Source organism: Mycobacterium sp. SM3041 (genome assembly GCF_039668335.1).
Lineage (GTDB): Bacteria > Actinomycetota > Actinomycetes > Mycobacteriales > Mycobacteriaceae > Mycobacterium.
The window spans coordinates 312,597-327,317 of the sequence record NZ_JAYXBQ010000044.1; the positions used below are offsets into that span (position 1 = coordinate 312,597).

Below are 14,721 nucleotides of genomic sequence, written 5' to 3' on the forward strand. Positions count from 1 at the left end.
CATTCGCGCAGGAGGCCGCGATTTCGCATCCGTAAAATTGAGGGCAGACACCGGATCATCTGGATCCGGCTGAAATATCGCGCTCACCGATGTCGTTAGAGCGAAGGTGATCACGAGCAAAGGATAAGAGCATGACTGCACTGCAGGACTGGCTCAGCTTCCGTCCGAGTGAAGATGGCATCCGGGACATGATGTTCCGCCGGCCCCTACGGGCGGTGCTGAGTGTCGTCGAAGAGTTCGACGAAGCCGTGGACGTCGCGCTGGAACGCCTCGCGGCCCACGCGAACGGGTCCCACCCGGATCCGGCGCCCGCGCCGACCCCGGCGTACATCCCGGACAACGTGGTGCTGATGCGCCCGGGCATCGAGCGCTGCTAGCCCGGACAACAGGCCAGATATAACGGAGCCGCAGAGTCGATCGACTCTGCGGCTCCGTTGTCGTTACGGCCTACGCCACCGGCGCGGGATCGACCTCGGGAGCGGTCTCCGGCTCCTCGGCCTGCTCGTGGCGACCGGCGATCAGCAGACCGGCCAGCGCACCCACCACACACACGATCGCGGTGATCAGGAAGATCGAGCTGTACTGCATGGTGTAGGCGGTCTTCACGTTCTTGGCGATCTGCTCCGCAGCGTCGGCAAGGCTGCCGCCCTTGGCCGGCGGCAGGGCGGCCAGGTTCTGGTTGAACTTGTACAGACCCCACGCGGACAGCGCCGCCATACCGATCAGCATGCCGATCATGCGGGACACCACGACCGCCGCCGAGGCGATGCCGTGCTGTGCCGTCGGGACCACGCGCAGCGTCGCCGATGTCAGCGGTCCGATGACCAGACCCAAGCCCAGGCCGGCGATGATCAGATCGGTCGGCAGTGTCGGGAGCTTCACGATCGCGAGGTCGTGGGTGGCTTCCAGCACGTTCATGTCCCAGTGCGAGACCAGCAGATACGCGGCGGCTGCGATGAGCAGACCGACGAACGCGACGATCCGGTCGCCGATCCGGGTGGCGATCCACCCGCCGACCAGCGCGCCTACCGGCAGCGCACCCAGGAACCACGCGAGCTTGAAGATCGCATGCGCCTGGTCGATGCCGAGCACACCGCGGCTGAACAACTCGACGTTCACCAGCGTGACCATGAGCGCCGCGCCCGCGCACAGCGACGACGCCAGGCCCGCCAGGAACGGCCGGAAGTGCACGCCCACCGGATCGATCAGCTTGGTGCGGGCCATCTTCTCCCACACGAAGAACGCGACCGCGACGACCGCGGCGGCGATCAGCAACGGCGGGCCGTTTTCCGGGAGCACCTGCTTGCCGTCGGGGTTGGGGTTGTACAGCCCCCACGTCGCCAATCCCAGGGCGACGGCGAGCAGCACGCCGCCCAGGACGTCGATCTTCTCGGGCTTCTCGGTCTCGATGCGTGACGGCAGGCTGAAGTGGATCATCACGATGGCCGCGAGGGTCAGCGGCACGTTGATCCAGAAGACATCCCGCCAGTCGTGCAGCAGCCACACCACGGCGACGCCGTACAGCGGGCCGAGCACGCTGCCCAGCTCCTGCGCGGCACCGATACCGCCCAGCACACCGGCGCGGTTGCGCGCGGCCCACAGATCGGCGGCCAGCGCGAGCGTCACCGGCAGCAGCGCGCCACTGGCGACGCCCTGGATGGTCCGGCCGACGATCAGCTGGATCAGCGGCTCGACCATCTCGTTCGCCGGGGCGAACATGCCGGCAATCGCCGTGACGATCGAGCCGACCGCGAACAGCGCGAGGCTCGCCTGGAGCACGAGCTTGCGGCCGAACCGGTCGGAGGCCCGGCCCAGCAGCGGCATCGCCGCGATGTAGCCCAGCAGGTACCACGTGACCACGGGCGTGACCTGCTGGATCTTGTTGATCGGGATGCCGATCCCGTCCGGCGGGTCCTTCATCATGTCGGTCATGATCGTCACGACGACATAGGTGTCGAGCGCGCCGAGCAGGACCGCGAGACTGCCTGCGGCTATGGCGACGTGGCGGTTGCTACCCCCGGCCATTACTGAACGTCGGGCTTGTTGACGGTGACCGGCTTACCCCAGTCCGTCAGCGTCATCTGCAGGTTGTTGCCCGGGCTGGTCTCCAGCTGCGCCTGCGCCAACTGGTGGTTGCCACCTTCTTCGATCCAGGCGGTGCCCGGCAGCGCGGTGGTGACCTTCAGCTGCGGGGCGATCTTGTTGACCGCCTCGGCGCTGACGGTGCCGGTGACCTTGACGGTCTTGACGCCGTTGATGTCCTCGCGGCCCACGGCCTTGGCGTCGGTGAAGTTGTCCAGGATGTTGGCCAGGCCGGTCTCCGGGCGCAGGATCGCCGAGATGTCGTAGATGGCGTCGGCGGGGCCGAAGTCGGACAGCGGGCCACCGGACGACAGCGAGGCGTACAGGTGGTTGTCGTAGACGACGAACGGCGCGTCCTGGACGCCCATGCCGCCCACCGACAGGTTGGCCTTGCCCTGGCCGGCGACGGCCGGGGTCAGCGTCATGTCGCCGGTCAGCTTGGTGACCGTCAGCTTGGCGATCTTGCCGTTGACGGTCAGGACCAGGTGCACGCTCTGCTGGCCGCGGGTGGTGTCGGCGGACTGCTTGAGCAGCGCCGCGGCGTCCGGCAGCGGCGCCGACGGGGCCTCGGACTTCGAGCATCCGGAGACCAGGAGCACCCCGGCCATCACGGTGGAGAGTAGGGAAACAAGCATGGCGGAGCGTTTGCGCGTCTGCATGTCCTGCATCGTAATAGGTGCGCCCGACTAACAAGTTGCCTCGATCGGCCTGCCGGACGCCGATGGCTAGGCTGAGGTCCATGTTCACCGGCATTGTCGAAGAGCTCGGCGAGATCGTCAGCAAGGACCAACTGGCCGACGCGGCGCGGTTCGTCATCCGCGGCCCGTTGGTCACCACTGATGCCGGGCACGGTGACTCGATCGCGGTGAACGGCGTTTGTCTGACGGTTGTGGACGTGCTGCCCGACGGCGCGTTCTCCGCCGACGTGATGGCCGAGACCCTGAACCGGTCCAGCCTCGCCGGCGTCGAGGTCGGCGGCCGGGTCAATCTGGAGCGCGCCGCGGCGCTCAACAGCCGGCTGGGCGGGCACATCGTGCAGGGTCACGTGGACGGCACCGGCACTGTGTTGTCGCGCACACCGTCCGAGCACTGGGAGGTCGTGCGCATCGCGCTGCCGCCGCAGCTGGCCCGGTATGTGGTCGAGAAGGGCTCGATCACCGTCGACGGGGTGTCGCTGACGGTGTCCGGCCTGGGCCGTGACGAGCAGGGCGACTGGTTCGAGATCTCTCTGATTCCAACCACGTTGCAGCTGACGACGCTGGGCCGTGCCCCGGTGGGGACCACCGTGAACCTGGAAGTCGACGTCATCGCCAAATACGTCGAGCGGCTGCTCACCCCGGCGCAGTAGTCCCGGTCACGCTGCGTCCGCTGAGCGGACGAGCGGGAGTAAGTCGGCCGGTACCAGTGGTTCATACTGGTAGGTGATCAACATGGCCCTGATGTGGCCACGGCAAGGGTGGTGGAGATGACGAGGCTTGATTCCGTCGAGCGGGCGATTGCCGATATCGCGGCGGGCAAGGCTGTCGTCGTCATTGACGACGAAGATCGCGAGAACGAGGGCGATCTGATCTTCGCCGCGGAGAAGGCGACGCCGGAACTGGTGGCCTTCATGGTCCGCTACACCTCCGGCTACCTGTGTGTGCCGCTCGACGGCGCGATCTGCGACAAGCTGGGCCTGCTGCCGATGTACGCGGTGAACCAGGACAAGCACGGCACCGCGTACACCGTCACGGTCGATGCGAAAAAGGGTGTGGGAACCGGTATTTCGGCTTCCGACCGGGCCAAGACCATGCAGGCCCTGGCTGACCCGGATGCCGTCGCGGACGATTTCACCAAGCCCGGACACGTAGTTCCGTTGCGCGCCAAGGACGGTGGCGTGCTGCGCCGTCCCGGTCACACCGAGGCCGCTGTCGACCTGGCCCGGCTGGCCGGACTGCAGCCCGCCGGCGCGATCTGCGAGATCGTCAGCCAGAAGGACGAGGGCTCCATGGCCCAGACCGACGAGCTGCGTGTCTTCGCCGATGACCACGACCTGGCGCTTATCTCGATCGCCGATCTGATCGAGTGGCGCCGCAAGCACGAGAAGCACATCGAGCGCGTCGCCGAAGCCCGGATTCCGACCCGGCACGGTGAGTTCCGGGCCGTCGGCTACACCAGCATGTACGAGGACGTCGAGCACGTGGCCCTGGTGCGCGGCGACGTCTCGCCGGAGAACGGTGACGACGTGCTGGTGCGGGTGCACTCCGAGTGCCTCACCGGTGACGTGTTCGGCTCGCGGCGCTGCGATTGCGGCCCCCAGCTCGACGCTGCCATGGAAATGGTGGCCAACGAGGGCCGCGGCGTGGTGCTGTACATGCGCGGACATGAAGGCCGCGGCATCGGGCTGCTGCACAAGCTGCAGGCCTACCAGCTGCAGGACGCCGGTGCCGACACCGTCGACGCCAACCTAGAGCTCGGCCTGCCCGCCGATGCCCGCGACTACGGCATCGGCGCGCAGATCCTGGTCGACCTCGGTATCCGCTCCATGCGGCTGCTGACCAACAACCCGGCCAAGCGCGTCGGCCTGGACGGCTACGGCCTGCACATCATCGAGCGTGTGCCGCTGCCCATCGGCCCCAACGCCGACAACATCCGGTACCTGATGACCAAGCGGGACCGGATGGGCCACGACCTCATCGGCCTCGACGATTTCGCCGGTGACGCAACAGACGGAGAAGGCAAATGAGCGGTGTCGGTGTTCCGGACATGCCGGCGCTCGACGCGTCCGGAATCAAGCTGGCCATCGTCGCCAGCACCTGGCACACCACCATCTGTGACGCGCTGCTCGACGGCGCCCGCCGGGTGGCCACCGCATCGGGTATCGCCGAACCGACCGTGGTCCGCGTGCTCGGTGCCATCGAAATCCCGGTCGTGGCACAGGAATTGGCCAAGAACCACGATGCCGTGATCGCGCTCGGTGTGGTGATCCGGGGTGGCACGCCGCATTTCGACTATGTATGTGACGCCGTCACGCAGGGTTTGACGCGGGTGTCGCTCGACGAGTCGACACCGGTCGCCAACGGCGTGCTGACGGTCAACACCGAGGAGCAGGCCATCGACCGCGCCGGCTTGCCGGGCTCGGCGGAGGACAAGGGCGAACAGGCCGCCTCGGCCGCGCTTGCCACCGCGATCACGCTGCGCGACCTGCGTCGATGACGAAGGGAACCGGCAGCTGGGACCTCGAGGTCCGGCCGCAGCGCGTGAAGTACGTCGCCTACGCCGCGGCCGCCGTCATCATCGCCGTGCACGTCACGGTCGGTGCGCTGCTGAAAATCGGTGCCACCGGGGTGATCTTCCAGACCGCAGACCAGGTGTCGATGGCGCTGCTCGGCATCATCCTGGCCGGTGCGGTGCTGCTGCCGACGCGGTCCCGGCTGCGGGTCGGACCGGCCGGCATCGTCGTCCGTAACGTCTTGAGCGACAAGACCATTGCCTGGTCGGACATCGTCGGGGTGTCGTTCCCTCTGGGCGCGCGCTGGGCCCGGGTTGATCTGCCCGACGATGAGTACGTCCCGATCATGGCCATCCAGACCGTCGACAAGGCCCGGGCCGTCGACGCGATGGACCGCCTGCGGGAGCTGGTCGCGAAATACCGCCCGGATCTCAGCTCAGCGTCAAAGACATCGTGAGTTCGTCTGCCGGGCCGGAGCTTTGGGAACCCTCGGCCGGGTCGGCGGTGGCGACGAACCCGAAGGCGCGGTAGACCCCGAGCGCGGCGGTGTTGTCGCGATGTACCCGCAGCGTCACGATCTGCGCGCCGAGGCCGCGGCCCCAGTCGATGGCGGCGGTCAGCAGCGTGCGCGCCACCCCGTGGCCGCGGGCGACCGGATCGGTCCACAGCGAGTAGAGGTACACCGAGCTCGGACTGGACCGATGCGCCGCGATCAGGCCCACCAGCTGGTCCTCCTGAGCCACGGCGAACTGGGCGTGTGCCCGCAGCCGCCGGCGCCACTGCGTCCCGGTGAAGCTCATCTCGGTGCGGTATTCGGCGTCGTCGGTCCCCGCGGAATCGGCCAGCGCGCGTAGCCGCAGCGCCGCGAACACCCGCCAGTCGGCTTCGGTGAGCCGGATCACCCCCACCTGGGTGCTCCCTCCCATGGGATAGAATTTGCTGATAGTGACCGATTTTCGCATGCCTTCGCCGCCGCCGGACGTCGTGGCGATCGCACCCGCCGAACTGGTCGGCCGCCTTGGTGCGTACCCGACGGTGACCGTGCCGATCTGCCAGGGCCGGACCGTCGACACCGCGTGGCTGTGGCACCACCTCGCCGAACCCGCGGACTATTTCGGGCTGATCATGCCGTCCCCGGCCGATCTTGGTGCCGCTGTGGCGCGGTTCGAGGGGCAGCTGGTGGCCGTGACCGTCACGATCACCGACGGTGGCCGGTGCGCGGTGACGGGCACACCCTCGCGGCTGTACGAACCCGAGCCGGTCCGGATCGGCCGGCGCGACAGTGACTGGACCCCACCGGCGGCGACCGACGCGCAGTGGCTGCGGATGGCGGCCCGGACCACCAGTCTGGGCACGGTGGACCTGTTGCTGCGCCGGTTGGCCGACCAGGGCTGCGTGGACGGTATCGGGCCCGGCTCTGACGTGACGCCCGCCGTGGCCGGCGCGCTGGTCCTCGACATCGGCGCCGCACTGGTGGGTGTCGAGAACACCGAACCCGTCTCGATCCTCGAGCAATTGCAGGCCTGCGGTGTGGTGCGACCCGTCGTGCGGCGCGCCGCCGTGCCCGCCGGCCAGGTGCTGCGCGCCTGGTGGATCTCACCGCAGTACCGCACGCACCCCGTCGCACAACTCGGCGACCATGCCGCCGGAGTTGATTCCTCCTATCCGCCGTTCCTGGAGCAGCTGTGACCAAACCTTTTGTCCCACAGTCCTACAAGTCGTTCCGCATCGACGGCTACGACATCGAGGACGGCGTGTTCCACGGGCGCTACACCATGTGCGGGGCCGATGCGGCCGACGACGTCAGCTTCGCCGAGACCGTCGATTTCGGCGCCACGCTGGGCGGTGGCCGGCCCGACGACCGGCTGCTGCGGCTGCTGACGCTGACCTGCGCGCTGAGTTATTACAAGGCGGCCGCGCCGCCGCAGATCGAGATCGCTTTCCCGACTTACGATTTCGAGCGGGAGTACCTGCGTCAGGTGCTCGCGGGCGGGCTCGGCGAGTACGCCTACCGCAACAATCTGCCGGGCGCGTTGAGCCCGGAGCTCACCGGCGACCGCGCCGAGATCGGCGAACAGCAGCCGGATACCTGGAACGCCGACGCGCCGCCGCTGGTGCCGGTCGGCGGCGGCAAGGACTCGGTGGTGACCATCGAGGCCCTCGCCCCGCTGCGGCCGGTGTTGTTCAACGTCAACAGGTTCGATCCGATCGACCGGTGCGTCGAGATCAGCGGGCTGCCGCACGTGCGCGTGATGCGGACCATCGACCGCACCCTCATCGACGTCAACGCCGCGGGCGCGTACAACGGGCACATCCCGGTGACGGCGATCAACAGCATCATCGGCTTGATCGTGGCCGACGCCAACGGCCTGGGGCCGGTGGTGCTGTCCAACGAGCGGTCGTCCAACGTCGGCAACGTCGAGTGGATGGGCCAGGACATCAACCACCAGTGGTCCAAGAGCGTCACCTACGAGACGCTGTTGCGCGACACCCTCGCCGCGTACGGGCTGAACCCGGACCGGTACTTCTCGCTGCTGCGGGGTCTGTCGGAGTCGCAGATCGCCGACCGGTTCGCGGCCAGCCCCCAGTATTTCCGCGCGTTCATCAGCTGTAACCGGCCGTTCGCGCTGGATGCCGGCCGCCGCGGCGCCACGTGGTGCGGGCATTGCCCGAAGTGTCAGTTCGTCTTCGTGCTGATGGCGCCGCGGCTGGGCCGCGACGAGGTCGAGGCGATCTTCGGGCGGAACCTGTTCGAGGACACCGACAGCCGGGCCGAGTTCGAGGACATCCTCGGGGTCGGCGCGCACAAGCCGTTCGAGTGCGTCGGTGAGTACTACGAGGCCGCCGAGTCGATGCTGACCATCCTCGACGACGAGGCCTGGGCCGGCCTGCCGCTGGTCGAGCAGTTCCGCAGTGCGCGAGCCGATCTGGAGCGCGTCGCCGCCGACCACGACGACAGCCCGGCAGTGCAGTACGTACCCGAGCGCTACCGCGCCGCCCTGGACGACCGGCCGTGACGTCACAACGTCCGCAGCTCGCCGGTGTCGCCGTCGGCATCTGGGGCTTCGGCAAGGAGGGCCAGTCGCTGGCCCGGACCGCGGCGGCCGAGGGCGCGGCGCGGATCGACGCCGTCGACGACGCCGGCCGCGGCACCCTGGACGCGCCGACCGACATCGCCAACCTGAGCCTGTGGCGCGGCGCCGAACACCTGACCCGACTGGCGGACTGTGACGTGGTGTTCCTCAGCCCCGGGATACCCTGGCATCAGCCGTTTTTCGCCGAGCTGCGCGCCGCAGGCGCCACCTTGTCGAGCGCCGCCGACTGGTACCTGCACCGCTACGCGGCACAGACCGTCGGCGTCACCGGGACCAAGGGCAAGAGCACGACGGCGTCGTTCCTGTCGCACCTGCTGCGGCGGCTCGGCGCCGATGCCGTGGTGGCGGGAAACATCGGCACCCCGCTGTCGGACCTGGCGCCGGCGCCGGACGCCGTCGTCGTCGCCGAGCTGTCCAGCCAGCAGTGCGCGCTGGTGACTGCGTCACCGCGGATCTCGGTGATCACCAACCTCTTCGAGGACCACCTGGACTGGCACGGCGACATCGACGCCTACCACGGCGCGAAGGCCAACATCTTCAGCCACGGCGGCGAGGTGCTGATCACCACGCCGCAGGTGCTGGCGGCTCTCGAGCGACTGGGTATCGCGCCGCCACCGGTGGTGCGCACCGTCGACGCGGCGGACGTGACGCGTCCCGAGGGGGATTACGTCATGGCCTACGAACACAACGTCGTCAACGGCGCACTGGCGGCCGTCGCGGCCGCCGAGGTGCTCGGCCGGCCGGTCACCGAGGACGAATTCCTCGGCGCGGTAACGACATTCGAGGCGCTGCCGCACCGGCTGCAGGTCGTGCGCCGCACCGGGGGAGTGCGCTGGATCGACGACACCCTGGCCACCACCGGGGAGAGCGTCGTCGCCGCGCTGCGCTCGATGCGGCCCGACGACCGGGTGGCGCTCATCGTCGGCGGCATGGACCGTCAGCTCGACTACGACCAGATCGACGACTATCTGCTCTCGGGCGCACGTGACGTTCACCTCATCCAGGGACCGACCAACGGCACCGCGATCGGTCGCCGCTTCGCCGCGGCGCAGCCCGCGTGCGTGCACCCGGTGGACAGTCTGCAGGCGGCGGTGCAGGTCGCGGCCGCCGTGCCGGGGGTGACGGCCGTGCTGCTGTCGCCGGGCGCCGCGAGCTATGACCTGTACGCGAACTACGTGGCCAAGGCCGCGGCGTTCTGCGAGCTCATCGATGCTGTCAGCCCGTCGAACTAACCTGTAACAGTGCCTGATCCATCGACGTACCGGCCTGCGCCGGGAACCATCCCGTTGGAACCGGGGGTGTACCGGTTCCGGGATCCGCACGGTCGGGTCATCTATGTCGGCAAGGCCAAGAGCCTGCGCAGCCGGCTGAACTCGTATTTCGCCGACCTGTCGGCACTCGCGCCGCGAACCCGGCAGATGGTGACGACGGCCGGCAGCGTCGAGTGGACGGTCGTCACGACCGAAGTCGAAGCGCTGCAGCTGGAATACAACTGGATCAAGGAATTCGATCCGCGCTTCAACATCCGGTACCGCGACGACAAGTCGTACCCCGTGCTGGCGGTGACCCTCAATGAGGAGTACCCGCGGCTGTTCGTCTACCGCGGTCCGCGCCGCAAGGGCGTCCGGTACTTCGGTCCGTACTCGCACGCCTGGGCCATCCGCGAGACGCTGGATCTGCTCACGCGGGTGTTCCCGGCGCGCACCTGTTCGAACGGAGTGTTCAAGCGGCACAACCAGATCGGGCGGCCCTGCCTGTTGGGCTACATCGACAAGTGCTCGGCGCCGTGCGTCGGCGGGGTGACCGCCGCCGAGCACCGCAAGATCGTCGAGGACTTCTGCGACTTCCTGGCCGGCAAGACCGACCGGCTGGCGCGGGACATGGAACAGCAGATGACCGAGGCCGCCGAGGAATTGGAGTTCGAGCGCGCCGCGCGGCTGCGCGACAACATCTCGGCGCTCAAGCGGGCACTCGAGAAGCAGGCCGTCGTGCTCGGTGACGGCACCGACGCCGACGTGGTGGCCTTCGCCGACGACGACCTGGAAGCCGCCGTGCAGGTGTTCCACGTCCGGGGCGGCCGGGTGCGCGGTCAGCGCGGCTGGGTCATCGAGAAGTCGGGCGAGCCGGGGGAGTCCGGCGAGGACTATCTGGTGAGCCAGTTCCTCACGCAGTTCTACGGCGATCAGGCCGAACTGCGCGGCGCCGGACCGACCGACGAGGCCACCAACCCGGTACCGAAAGAGGTTCTGGTGCCGGTACTTCCGGACAACGCCGGCGAACTGGCCGACTGGTTGTCGGGCCTGCGGGGGTCGCGGGTGCAGTTGCGCGTCGCGCAGCGTGGCGACAAGCGCGCCCTGGCCGACACCGTGCAGCGCAACGCGCAGGACGCGCTGGCGCAGCACAAGCTCAAGCGGGCCGGCGACTTCAACGCCAGATCGGAAGCACTGCAGAGCATTCAGGACTCGCTGGAGTTGGACGACGCGCCGCTGCGCATCGAGTGCGTCGACATCAGCCACGTGCAGGGCACCGACGTGGTGGCCTCGCTGGTGGTGTTCGAGGACGGGTTGCCGCGCAAGTCCGACTACCGGCACTACGCCATCCGGGAGGCCGCCGGCGGCGGCCGGTCCGACGACGTCGCGTCCATCGCCGAGGTCACCCGCCGGCGCTTCGCGCGCCACGTCGCCGATACCCAGGTGCTGGAGAACGCCGACGTGACCGATGCCACCGAAACCCCGGTGCGGCCAAAGCGTTTCGCCTATCCGCCCAACCTGTTCGTGGTCGACGGCGGCGCACCCCAGGTGAACGCGGCGGCCGCGGTGCTCGACGAACTGGGCGTCACCGACGTGGCGGTCATCGGACTGGCCAAGCGCCTGGAAGAGGTGTGGGTCCCCGAGCAGCCGGACCCGCTGATCATGCCGCGCAACAGCGAGGGCCTGTATCTGTTGCAGCGGGTGCGCGACGAGGCCCACCGGTTCGCCATCACCTATCACCGCAGCAAACGGTCGAAGCGGATGACGGCGTCGGTGCTCGACGCGATCCCGGGTCTCGGTGAGCACCGGCGCAAGGCGTTGGTCACCCACTTCGGTTCGGTGGCACGGTTGAAGGAGGCCGGCGTCGAGGAGCTGACGGCGGTGCCGGGCATCGGGGCGGCGACGGCGCAGGCGGTCGTGGATGCGCTGCGCTCGGATTCCCCGGGGCCCGATTCCCCGCCGGAACCGGGGGCGGCGCCGACGGTTATCGGCAATGATCGGACAGAGCAGTGAGCGCGCAGCACCAGCGGATGAGCAACGGGGGACGGACGAAGTCGTGACGGACGATCAGATGGACGGTGCTGCCGGCGAGATCGACGTGGTTCTGGTCACGGGTCTGTCCGGTGCCGGCCGCGGCACCGCCGCCAAGGTGCTCGAAGATCTCGGCTGGTACGTCGCCGACAATCTGCCCCCGGAGTTGATCACCCGGATGGTCGAGCTGGGTCTGGCCGCCGGCTCGCGCATCACCAAGCTGGCCGTGGTGATGGACGTCCGTTCGCGCGGCTTCACGGGCGACCTGGATTTCGTGCGCCGGGAACTGGCGACCCGCAGCGTCTTCCCCCGGGTGCTGTTCCTGGAGGCCTCCGACGACATCCTGGTGCGCCGCTACGAGCAGAACCGGCGCAGTCACCCGCTGCAGGGCAACCAGACGCTCGCGGAAGGCATTGCCGCCGAACGGAGATTGCTGGAGTCGGTGCGCGCCACGGCCGATCTGATCATCGACACGTCGACGCTGCCGGTGCCGGCGTTGCGCGCCAGCATCGAGCGCGCCTTCAGCGGGGAGGCTGTCGCCGGCACGAGCGTGACCGTCGAGAGTTTCGGCTATAAATATGGTCTGCCGATGGACGCCGACACCGTGATGGATGTCCGGTTCCTGCCGAATCCGCATTGGGTCGACGAGTTGCGGCCCCATACCGGGCAGCATCCGGCGGTTCGGGACTACGTGCTGGGACAAGAGGGCGCCGCCGAGTTCCTGGACACCTACCATCGGCTGCTGGGGGTTGTGATCGACGGCTATCGCAGGGAGGGGAAGCGCTACATGACCGTGGCCATCGGCTGCACCGGCGGCAAGCATCGCAGTGTCGCGATCGCCGAAGCGCTGGCGGGCCGGCTGCGTGGCGGTGACCACCTGACCGTGCGCGTGCTGCACCGGGATCTGGGGCGCGAATGACGGAAGATCGGGCTCCCGCACGCATCGTGGCGCTCGGCGGCGGGCACGGCTTGTACGCGACGCTGTCCGCGGCGCGCCGGCTGACGCCGCATGTCACCGCTGTCGTCACCGTCGCCGATGACGGCGGTTCCTCGGGCCGGCTGCGCTCCGAACTGGACATCGTGCCCCCGGGTGATCTGCGAATGGCGTTGGCGGCCTTGGCATCCGACAGTCCACACGGGCAGCTGTGGGCCACCATCATCCAGCACCGGTTCAACGGCAGCGGCGCGCTGGCCGGTCACCCGATCGGCAATCTCCTGCTCGCCGGCCTCAACGAGGTGCTGGCCGACCCGGTCGCCGCGCTCGACGAGCTGGGCCGGATCCTCGGGGTCAAGGGCCGCGTGCTGCCGATGTGCCCCATCGCATTGCAGATCGAGGCCGACGTGTCGGGGCTCGAGGCCGATCCGCGGATGAGCCGCGTGATCCGCGGTCAGGTCGCAGTCGCCACCACACCGGGCAAGGTGCGCCGGGTCCGGCTGCTGCCGGGCGATCCGCCGGCGACCCGGCAGGCCGTCGACGCCATCATGTCGGCAGACCTCGTGGTGCTCGGTCCGGGTTCCTGGTTCAGCAGTGTCATCCCGCATGTGCTGGTGCCCCAGCTGCTGGCCGCGCTGCAGGCGACCGAGGCACGCCGGGCCCTGGTGCTCAACCTCGCCGCCGAGCCGGGGGAGACCGCCGGGTTCTCCGCGGAGCGTCATGTGCACGTGCTCTCGCAGCACGCCCCGGGCCTGACGGTCCACGACATCATCGTCGACGCCGCGAGCGTCCCCAGCGAACGGGAACGCGACCAACTGCGCCGGGCGGCGTCGTTTCTCGAGGCTCAGGTCGAGTTTGCTGACGTATCCCGACCTGGTACACCTTTACATGACCCGGCACGGCTTGCGGCTGCGCTGGAGCGGGTGCGTCGTGGTGGCAGCGCACCGGCCCGGCCCGCATACGAGCCATCTACTCCCGCCGCTCGGTCGGCCGACGGATTACTCCGTCAGCAGCCGGCCCCTGAAGGACCAAGAGGTGACGATTCGTGGCGATGACTTCGGAAGTGAAGGACGAGCTGAGCCGGCTGGTCGTCAACTCGGTGACCGCACGCCGGGCCGAGGTGGCGTCGCTGCTGCGGTTCGCCGGCGGCCTGCACATCGTGGCCGGACGCGTCGTCGTCGAGGCCGAGGTCGACCTGGGCAGCATCGCCCGGCGGCTGCGCAAGGACATCTACGACCTGTACGGCTACAACGCCGTCGTACACGTGCTGTCGGCCAGCGGCATCCGCAAGAGCACCCGGTATGTGGTGCGCGTCGCGCAGGACGGTGAGGCGCTGGCGCGGCAGACCGGGCTGCTCGATCTGCGTGGCCGACCCGTGCGTGGCCTGCCGGCCCAGGTGGTCGGTGGCAGCGTCGGCGACGCCGAGGCGGCGTGGCGCGGTGCGTTCCTGGCGCACGGTTCGCTGACCGAGCCCGGGCGGTCGTCGGCGCTCGAAGTCAGTTGCCCCGGACCGGAGGCGGCGCTGGCGCTCGTCGGTGCGGCCCGCCGGCTCGGGGTCAGTGCCAAGGCGCGCGAGGTCCGCGGCAGCGACCGCGTGGTGGTGCGCGACGGCGAGGCGATCGGCGCGTTGCTGACCCGCATGGGCGCCCAGGACACCCGGCTCAATTGGGAAGAGCGGCGGATGCGCCGCGAGGTGCGTGCCACCGCCAACCGGCTGGCCAACTTCGACGACGCGAACCTGCGCCGGTCCGCACGGGCGGCCGTCGCGGCCGCGGCGCGGGTCGAACGGGCGCTCGACATCCTCGGGGACACCGTGCCCGACCACCTGTCGGCCGCGGGCCGGTTGCGCGTCGAACACCGGCAGGCGTCGCTCGAGGAACTGGGCCGGTTGGCCGACCCGCCGATGACGAAAGATGCTGTGGCAGGCCGGATTCGGCGCCTGCTGTCGATGGCCGACCGCAAGGCCAAGCTGGAGGGCATCCCGGACACCGAGTCCGCCGTTACCCCCGACCTGCTCGACGACGCCTAGCTGTCCGCGCGTCGGAGTCCGGCGTGGAGTTCGTCACAGCACTAGGCTGGCTGAGGATTCACCGCATGACCTGTCCAGGATTACCGGCG

15 protein-coding genes are annotated in these 14,721 nt (G+C 69.0%); 12 read left to right on the forward strand and 3 right to left on the reverse strand.

Annotation, left to right across the window (positions count from 1 at the left end; all coding sequences use genetic code 11):
• Positions 1-131 precede the first annotated feature (131 nt).
• Positions 132-377, forward strand: coding sequence for a hypothetical protein (locus VXD91_RS13700; protein ID WP_064985642.1), 246 nt, complete (start codon positions 132-134; stop codon positions 375-377).
• Between the two features lie 70 nt (positions 378-447).
• On the opposite strand, the gene VXD91_RS13705 is transcribed toward VXD91_RS13700, so the two are convergent.
• Both VXD91_RS13705 and VXD91_RS13710 read right to left on the reverse strand, forming a co-directional pair.
• Entirely contained in the window at positions 448-2,025 is a 1,578-nt protein-coding gene (locus VXD91_RS13705; protein WP_346415659.1) for an MFS transporter, read from the reverse strand.
• The gene (locus VXD91_RS13710) at positions 2,025-2,741 is read right to left on the reverse strand and encodes an LppX_LprAFG lipoprotein (RefSeq protein WP_064985658.1); all 717 of its coding nucleotides are present in this window, start codon (positions 2,739-2,741) and stop codon (positions 2,025-2,027) included. Before VXD91_RS13710 ends, VXD91_RS13705 begins: the two co-directional genes overlap by 1 nt.
• Before the next feature lie 80 nt (positions 2,742-2,821).
• Between VXD91_RS13710 and VXD91_RS13715 the strand changes: the two genes are divergently transcribed.
• The 4 genes from VXD91_RS13715 to VXD91_RS13730 all read left to right on the forward strand — a co-directional run bounded on the left by VXD91_RS13715 (position 2,822) and on the right by VXD91_RS13730 (position 5,750).
• On the forward strand, positions 2,822-3,430 hold the full coding sequence (locus tag VXD91_RS13715) for a riboflavin synthase (RefSeq protein WP_061000959.1): 609 nt from the start codon (positions 2,822-2,824) through the stop codon (positions 3,428-3,430).
• A 117-nt stretch (positions 3,431-3,547) separates the two neighbouring features.
• A complete protein-coding gene (locus VXD91_RS13720; protein WP_029105258.1) occupies positions 3,548-4,807 on the forward strand; it encodes a bifunctional 3,4-dihydroxy-2-butanone-4-phosphate synthase/GTP cyclohydrolase II in 1,260 nt (419 codons plus the stop codon).
• Complete coding sequence (gene ribH / locus VXD91_RS13725) at positions 4,804-5,277, forward strand: 6,7-dimethyl-8-ribityllumazine synthase (protein ID WP_346415660.1); 474 nt, start codon at positions 4,804-4,806, stop codon at positions 5,275-5,277. The genes VXD91_RS13720 and ribH overlap by 4 nt, the downstream gene beginning before the upstream one ends.
• The gene (locus VXD91_RS13730; protein WP_346415661.1) at positions 5,274-5,750 is read left to right on the forward strand and encodes a PH domain-containing protein; all 477 of its coding nucleotides are present in this window, start codon (positions 5,274-5,276) and stop codon (positions 5,748-5,750) included. Before ribH ends, VXD91_RS13730 begins: the two co-directional genes overlap by 4 nt.
• Here the strand turns inward: VXD91_RS13730 and VXD91_RS13735 are convergent.
• Positions 5,725-6,219 (reverse strand): GNAT family N-acetyltransferase, encoded by a 495-nt coding sequence (locus VXD91_RS13735; RefSeq protein WP_346415662.1) that lies wholly within the window; start codon positions 6,217-6,219, stop codon positions 5,725-5,727. The genes VXD91_RS13730 and VXD91_RS13735 overlap by 26 nt on opposite strands.
• A 19-nt stretch (positions 6,220-6,238) precedes the next feature.
• Between VXD91_RS13735 and VXD91_RS13740 the strand changes: the two genes are divergently transcribed.
• The 7 genes from VXD91_RS13740 to whiA are packed head-to-tail and all read left to right on the forward strand — an operon-like array spanning position 6,239 to position 14,632.
• Positions 6,239-6,982 carry a hypothetical protein gene (locus VXD91_RS13740; protein ID WP_346415664.1) on the forward strand — a complete coding sequence of 248 codons (744 nt, stop codon included), beginning with the start codon at positions 6,239-6,241 and terminating at the stop codon, positions 6,980-6,982.
• Positions 6,979-8,310 carry a hypothetical protein gene (locus VXD91_RS13745; protein ID WP_346415665.1) on the forward strand — a complete coding sequence of 444 codons (1,332 nt, stop codon included), beginning with the start codon at positions 6,979-6,981 and terminating at the stop codon, positions 8,308-8,310. Before VXD91_RS13740 ends, VXD91_RS13745 begins: the two co-directional genes overlap by 4 nt.
• Positions 8,307-9,620 carry a UDP-N-acetylmuramoyl-L-alanine--D-glutamate ligase gene (murD, locus tag VXD91_RS13750; protein ID WP_138249157.1) on the forward strand — a complete coding sequence of 438 codons (1,314 nt, stop codon included), beginning with the start codon at positions 8,307-8,309 and terminating at the stop codon, positions 9,618-9,620. Before VXD91_RS13745 ends, murD begins: the two co-directional genes overlap by 4 nt.
• Before the next feature lie 9 nt (positions 9,621-9,629).
• Positions 9,630-11,651 (forward strand): excinuclease ABC subunit UvrC, encoded by a 2,022-nt coding sequence (gene uvrC, locus VXD91_RS13755; protein WP_318984553.1) that lies wholly within the window; start codon positions 9,630-9,632, stop codon positions 11,649-11,651.
• A 58-nt stretch (positions 11,652-11,709) separates the two neighbouring features.
• On the forward strand, positions 11,710-12,588 hold the full coding sequence (gene rapZ / locus VXD91_RS13760; protein WP_135356433.1) for an RNase adapter RapZ: 879 nt from the start codon (positions 11,710-11,712) through the stop codon (positions 12,586-12,588).
• On the forward strand, positions 12,585-13,658 hold the full coding sequence (yvcK, locus tag VXD91_RS13765; protein ID WP_135356418.1) for a uridine diphosphate-N-acetylglucosamine-binding protein YvcK: 1,074 nt from the start codon (positions 12,585-12,587) through the stop codon (positions 13,656-13,658). The genes rapZ and yvcK overlap by 4 nt, the downstream gene beginning before the upstream one ends.
• Positions 13,655-14,632, forward strand: coding sequence for a DNA-binding protein WhiA (gene whiA / locus VXD91_RS13770; RefSeq protein WP_029105256.1), 978 nt, complete (start codon positions 13,655-13,657; stop codon positions 14,630-14,632). Before yvcK ends, whiA begins: the two co-directional genes overlap by 4 nt.
• Positions 14,633-14,721: the final 89 nt, after the last annotated feature.